Source organism: Streptomyces sp. T028, assembly GCF_048159505.1.
Lineage (GTDB): Bacteria > Actinomycetota > Actinomycetes > Streptomycetales > Streptomycetaceae > Streptomyces.
Genome location: NZ_JBLRVZ010000121.1, coordinates 1 through 1,469, shown reverse-complemented (window position 1 = coordinate 1,469; position 1,469 = coordinate 1). Strand labels below are relative to the sequence as shown.

Below are 1,469 nucleotides of genomic sequence, written 5' to 3'. Positions count from 1 at the left end.
GGGGCCGGGAGGGCGGCCCGGTCCACCTTGCGGTTCACGGTCAGCGGCAGTTCGTCCAGGACGACCACCGCCGCCGGCACCATGTACTCCGGCAACCGCTCAGCCGCCAACGCCCGCAGCACCACGGGCAGATCATCGGCGCCGTCCTCCCCGGCCGGCACCACATACGCCACCAGCCGCTTGTCACCCCGCACATCCTCACGCGCGACCACCACCGCCTGAGCGACACCGGGATGCGCAACCACCACCGCCTCGATCTCACCCGGCTCGATCCGACGCCCACGCACCTTCACCTGATCATCCGCCCGACCCGCGAACACCAACTCCCCACCAGCAGTCCACCGCACCAGATCCCCCGTCCGGTACATCCGCTCACCCGGATCACCGAACGGACACGCCACAAAACGTTCAGCAGTCAGAGCCGGCCGGCCGTGATACCCCCGCGCCAACCCCACCCCCGCCACATACAACTCCCCCACCACACCCGGCGGCACCGGCCGCAACCACCCATCCAGCACGAACACCCGCGTACCGAACACCGGACCACCCACCGCCACCCGACCAGCAGACGGATCACACCGCCACAACGACACATCAACCGTCGTCTCCGTCGGACCATACGAATTGAACATCACCCGACCCGCCGACCACCGCTCCATCACCTCACGCGGACACTCCTCACCCGCAGCAATCACCACCACATCCGAACCCACACTCCCCTCATCCAGCACCCCCAACACCGCCGGCGGCAACGTCACATGCGTCACCCCCTCACGACCCAAAAACGCCCCCAACCCCCGCCCCAACCGCTCCTCCTCCGGCACCACCACCAACGCCGCCCCCGTCAACAACCCCATCGACCACTCCCACCCGAACGTGTCAAAACCCGGCGACGCGAACTGCGCCACCCGACACCCCGGACCCACCCCCAACAACTCCCGATGACCCGCCACCAAACCCGCAAACCCCCCATGAGACACCACCACACCCTTCGGCACCCCCGTCGACCCCGACGTATACAACACATACGCCGCCGCATCAGGACGCACCCGCCCCGGCAACACCACCCCATCCACCACACCCGGATCATCCACACACACCACCGGCACCGTCCCACCCTGCGGCAGCACACCCACCACATCGCCCGACGTCACCACACACACCGGAGCCGCGTCCGCCAGCATGAACCCGATCCGCTCCACCGGATACGACGGATCAACCAGCAGATACGCACCCCCCGCCTTCAACACCGCCAACAACGCCACCACCAGATCCACCGACCGCTCCAACACCACCGCCACCACAGACTCGGGCCCTACCCCACGCCCCACCAACACCCCAGCCAACCGCGACGCCCGCTCATCCAACTCCCCATACGTCACCCGCTCATCACCACACACCACCGCCACCGCACCCGGAGCCCTCACCACCTGCGCCCCGAACAACTCCGGCACCGACACCCCCGGCAC

At 68.0% G+C, this 1,469-nt stretch carries 1 protein-coding gene; it reads right to left on the bottom strand.

Annotated features, from left to right (window positions below; all coding sequences use genetic code 11):
• Positions 1-1,382 (bottom strand): amino acid adenylation domain-containing protein (locus tag ACLZN2_RS50770; RefSeq protein ID WP_416987057.1); only part of this gene is annotated, 1,382 nt, incomplete at its 3' end.
• Between the last annotated feature and the right edge of the window lie 87 nt (positions 1,383-1,469).